Source organism: Collinsella aerofaciens, from assembly GCF_040910185.1.
Taxonomy (GTDB): domain Bacteria; phylum Actinomycetota; class Coriobacteriia; order Coriobacteriales; family Coriobacteriaceae; genus Collinsella; species Collinsella aerofaciens_BF.
In genome coordinates this window covers 26,464-30,913 of the sequence record NZ_JBDGBA010000022.1, presented here as the reverse complement: position 1 = coordinate 30,913, position 4,450 = coordinate 26,464, and the positions used below count along the sequence as shown (strand labels likewise).

Genomic DNA, 4,450 nt, shown 5'->3' with positions numbered 1-4,450 from the left:
GTGATCGGGGAAATTGCGTTGGCGGAATCGGCTAAAGTGCGATGGCGAAATTGGTTGTTTTTACAGTAGCGCTAACAGGAGGCCGCGGCCGCCTCCACCGCGCCCCCGCCGGCGCTCGTCGAGGCCGAGAACAGGCAGGTCAGGTTCCTGGCCGCCCGGATATCGGAGGCCCTCGACGAGGCCGGGGCCCTCGAGGCCGAGACGGCGGCGCTGCTCGAGGGCGACGAGACCTACGCGTGCCTGCTCACCGTGCCCGGCATCGGCCCGAGGACCGCGGCGCAGCTCGCGGTGTCGGTCGACATCGGGAGGTTCCCGGACCACGACCACCTGGCCTCGTACTGCGGGATAGCCCCGAGGGTGAGGAGCTCCGGCACGTCGGTGAGGTCGGTCAGGGCGTCCAGGCGCGGCGACGCGAGGCTCAAGTCCCTGCTGATCTTCTCGTGCAACAGCCTGGTGAGGTCCTCGGGGCGCTACGGCGAGTACTACCGGGCCTGCAGGGCGCGGGGCATGGGGCACGGGCGGGCGCTCAAGGCCGTCGCGAGGAAGCGGCTCAGGGCGATATACGCCGTGATGCGCGACCGGGTGCCCTACCGGGAGTAGCCCCGACGGTTGACAAAACTATAGGAACACCCAACGACTATCTTTTAGCAGGTCTGGATCATGGCAATGTCGATGTTTTGGCACCGACAGCGAGCGCCCACCAGAGCGAACAAATTGGCATGAAAAGAGGACGGCATAGACCTTCTGGTCATGCCGTCCTCTTTGAATGACAAGTTGTCGCTCTGGTGGGCGCGCAGCGTCAACTAGTTACGCGGTTTGGTAAAACCGCGTAACCCAACTAGAAGCGGTTGCCGCGGAAGCCGCCGCCGTTGCGGCCGCCACGATCGCCACCGCGACCGCCGCGGTCGTTACCACGGTTGCCGCCAAAGCCGCCACGGTTGCCGCCACGGTCGCCATAGCCACCACGGTTGCCACCAAAGCCGCCGCGACCGCCACGATCGCCGCCACGGTCACCAAAGCCGCCACGGCCGCCACGATCGCCACCGCGGCCGCCGCGGTCACCGCCACGGCCACCGCGATCGCCAAAGCCGCCGCGACCGCCACGGTCGCCGCCACGGCCACCGCGATCGTCACGACCGCCGCGAGGACCGCGGTCCTCGTCCAGGCCCATGGCGACGAGCGGAGCGATGACCTTATCGAGAGCGGCCATCAGCTCGGTGGCCTCCTCGTAAGAAAGCTCGGGCAGGAGCTTCTCCTTCTTGTTGGCAAGCTCGACCAGGCCCTCAGCGGCATCCTCGGCAGCGAAGACAACGATCTTGCGCATATCGCCCTCGGCGTCGTCGATGCGGCCGACCAGATCGGCGGCCTCGGCCTCGGCCATCAGGCCATCGAGCTCACGAAGGCGCATGCCCAGCAGGTCGGACATTTCCTTCTGCTCCATCTTGGGCTTGAGGTCAAGAAGCTTGATGGCGCGCTCGATGTTCGCCATGCGCTCGGCCTTGGCCTCCTCCTCCTTGGAAATAGCAAAGCGACGGCTACGCAGCAGGCGGGCGGCCTTCTGCATCTTGTCCATCAGCTCTTCGTCATCGTAATCAACGGCGGCCTCGACAACCTCGGCCTCCTCCTCGGCGGAAACCTCGTCAGCAGCCTCAACCTCGGCAGCTTCGGTCTCCACGGTCTCGACTGCCTCAACCTCGGCAGCCATGGTCTCGTTCTCGGTCTCGTTCATGATCTCTTCGTTCTCGGACATGAGACTCCTTCTTGGCCCTCTCGGGCATCATCGCCCCATTCGCGGGGCCCGTCGCGCACTCTTTGCGCTTTAAACATTCATGCCTCTCGGCAAAACGTCCATTAGTTTATGGTGTCGCCATCCAATCTAGCTGCAGAATCTATGTGCACACATTAATGCGACATGTGTGACTCGCGACGAGCGTACACCAGCGATGTCACGAACCCGACCACGGCAATTACAGCCGCCACGCGCACGGCAGCTGCAAATCCAATCGCTTGGGTAACGTCGGTCGCAATGCCAGCGGCACCGGCAGTCGCCGCAGAACTCGAGAGCAGGCCGATAAACAGCGACGGGCCAAACGATGCGGCAATCATGTTCCACGTGTTGAGCAATGCCGTTCCGTGAGGATGTTCAGCGGCGGGTAGCGTCTCCAAGCCGGCCGTTTGCGAGGGGCTCAGCACCAAACCGACTCCGGCATACACCACAACGGTCAGCGCCACGACGACGCCGATGTTCATGCTTGCCGCCGTCATCGAGATGGCAGTCTGCCCCACGGCAATCAGGGCAAAGCCGACCGGCAGCAGCGGCCATGCGCCACGGGCGTCCATCACGCGTCCGCCCACAATCGAGGTCACGGCGTTGCAGGCAATTGCCGGCAAAATGAGCAAGCCCGCAACAAGTGCGGTCATGCCGTATGCGCCCTCAAAATAGAGCGGCAACAAAACGCTCATCGAGAACGTCGTCATCATCGACACCACCACAAGCAGGCACGCAGGCCAAAAACGAACGCTCGCCATGGGACGCACGTTAAGCACTGGATGCTCGAGCCTGAGCTGACGGACCGCAAACAGGCCGAGCAGCACAATGGCGGCGAAGAGCGTCACGATGCCGGCAATCAGATTGGTCGAGAACTCGCCTACGGAATACACAAATGCCGTAATGCCGGCGGCGAGCAAAACAACCGACAGGATATCAAGCGTGGTGCTCGAGCGCTCTCCGACATTCTGAACAAGCTTAACGCCCGCCGCAGCGACCACAATGCCGCCCACCAGCGGCACTACGAACACCGCCCTCCAGCCGAACAACGTGCACATAAGACCGCTGATCACAGGTCCAAACGCCGGCCCTAGCGTAATGCAGGCACCACCCAGGCTCAGATACAGACCGAGCTTCTCGCGCGGGGCGCAAGACAGCACCACGTTCATCATGAGCGGAAACAAGATGCCCGATCCCGCAGCCTGCAAAATACGACTTGGCAGCAAAACGCTAAACGACGGAGCGATCAAACACAGGACTTCGCCGGCGACCATACATCCGCATGCGAAAAACAACAGCTTGCGCGTCGAGAAACGGCCGGACAGGAAGGCCATGATGGCCGTAAAAATCGACGTCACGATCATGTAGCCCGAGACGAGCCACTGTGCCGTGGTGGCACTCACCGAAAAGGCTGCCATAATGTCGTGCAACGCCACGTTAATGATGTTCTCGTTAAACGCGGCAACAAAGGCTGCAATATACATTACGACGAGAATCGCCGCAGAGGCCGATGGCGTTACTTGAACTTGTTGCTGAGATTTGCTCCCCATGCATTTCCTTCCTCTTGGAACGACAGTCGCATCGCCCCAGAGGAACGGTCCAGGGCGAAAAATGAGCCCTAGACTTACGCCAGACGCCGTACACGACGAATCTGGCAACATGGTCCAACGTTGAAAGATTGTAACGCGGACGCGCAGCTTTCCTTCCGCGCTATTATTAAAAGTCCACGAAAGCATAAGACATGAGGAGCCCGCCATGATTAAGCCCATCATGAAATCCGAGTTCTTTTTGCGCCTGCCTTCCGAAGACGCGGGACCCGACGATGCCGTGACCGGGCAGGATCTCCTGGATACACTCCACGAGCATGAGCACGAGTGCGTGGGGCTCGCCGCCAACATGATCGGTGTGCGCAAGCGCATCATCTGCGTAAAGGACGGCAACAGGACACTCCTGATGTACAACCCTCAAATTCTTGAGCAGGTCAATGCCTATCAGACGAGCGAAGGATGCCTCTCGCTGATCGGCGAGCGCCCCTGTACCCGCTATCGCCGCATTAAGGTTGAGTATTTGGACGAGAACTTCGTCCACCGCATCAAAAACTTCTCGGGCTATACCGCCGAAATCATCCAGCACGAAATCGACCACTGCAACGGGATTGTTATTTAGTTCCGCCGATTCAAGAAAGCTCCCTGCAGCAAAACAACTGCAGGGAGCTTTTCATAGTGCGGAGTTTCTATCCCCTACGACTGGCGGTAATGGTCAAAGAAGTCGGCGAGGTCTTCGAGGGACTCTTTGAGTACTTCCATGCGCGGCAGGTACACGATGCGGAAGTGGTCGGGCTCAGCCCAGTTGAAGCCGCCGCCGCGCGTGATCAGGATCTTCTTCTCGTGCAGCAGGTCAAGGGCGAACTGCTCGTCATCGGTGATGTTGAACTTCTTCACATCCATCTTGGGGAAGATGTAGAACGCCGCACGCGGCTTAACCACCGAGATGCCGTCAATCTTGTTGAGCGCCTCATACACAAAGTTGCGCTGCTCGTAGACACGGCCGCCGGGACGGATGTAGTCGTTAACGGACTGATGACCACCGAGTGCCGTCTGAACGATCGACTGAGCCGGCACGTTGGAGCACAGGCGCATGTTCGAGAGCATGTTGACGCCCATGATGAAGTCGCTCATGCAG

At 60.5% G+C, this 4,450-nt stretch carries 5 protein-coding genes; 2 read left to right on the top strand and 3 right to left on the bottom strand.

The genetic code is table 11. The features are described from left to right. Positions 1-147 precede the first annotated feature (147 nt). Positions 148-600, top strand: a complete 453-nt coding sequence (locus AB5Z54_RS08470) for a transposase (protein ID WP_148334152.1) — start codon at positions 148-150, stop codon at positions 598-600. A 238-nt stretch (positions 601-838) separates the two neighbouring features. Here the strand turns inward: AB5Z54_RS08470 and AB5Z54_RS08465 are convergent, their stop codons facing one another. Beyond that, entirely contained in the window at positions 839-1,750 is a 912-nt protein-coding gene (locus AB5Z54_RS08465; protein ID WP_035137032.1) for a hypothetical protein, read from the bottom strand. Positions 1,751-1,902: 152 nt separating this feature from the next. Then, on the bottom strand, positions 1,903-3,318 hold the full coding sequence (locus AB5Z54_RS08460) for an MFS transporter (protein ID WP_368161198.1): 1,416 nt from the start codon (positions 3,316-3,318) through the stop codon (positions 1,903-1,905). A gap of 205 nt (positions 3,319-3,523) precedes the next feature. Here AB5Z54_RS08460 and AB5Z54_RS08455 point away from each other — a divergent pair, with 205 nt between their 5' ends. Next, a complete protein-coding gene (locus AB5Z54_RS08455) occupies positions 3,524-3,934 on the top strand; it encodes a peptide deformylase (protein ID WP_368161196.1) in 411 nt (136 codons plus the stop codon). 74 nt (positions 3,935-4,008) lie between these two features. On the opposite strand, the gene AB5Z54_RS08450 is transcribed toward AB5Z54_RS08455, so the two are convergent. Then, on the bottom strand, positions 4,009-4,450 hold a 442-nt coding region (locus AB5Z54_RS08450; RefSeq protein ID WP_368161194.1), incomplete at its 5' end, for an aminotransferase class I/II-fold pyridoxal phosphate-dependent enzyme.